This window comes from Halomonas sp. SIMBA_159 (genome assembly GCF_046536035.1).
GTDB lineage: Bacteria > Pseudomonadota > Gammaproteobacteria > Pseudomonadales > Halomonadaceae > Vreelandella > Vreelandella venusta_A.
In genome coordinates, this window is sequence record NZ_JAWJBT010001327.1 from 1 (window position 1) to 244 (window position 244).

At 64.8% G+C, this 244-nt stretch carries 1 protein-coding gene; it reads left to right on the top strand.

The features are described from left to right. Positions 1-244 (top strand): HesA/MoeB/ThiF family protein (locus R0J87_RS23570; RefSeq protein WP_498889412.1); only part of this gene is annotated, 244 nt, incomplete at both ends.

Genomic DNA, 244 nt, shown 5'->3' on the forward strand with positions numbered 1-244 from the left:
CTAGCCGCCAAATCATGCTGCCTGCAGTGGACATTGAAGGGCAGGAGCGCTTGCGCGCTGCCCATGCGCTGCTTCTCGGTGCCGGTGGGCTGGGCTCGCCGGTGGCGCCCTATCTGGCGGCGGCGGGCGTAGGCACCATTACCATCGCCGATGCTGACCAGGTTGAGCTAACCACTTTGCAGCGCCAAATTGCCCAGCAGCAGGCAAGCCTGGGGGTGAACAAAGCGCGTTCAGCCAAGGAGCG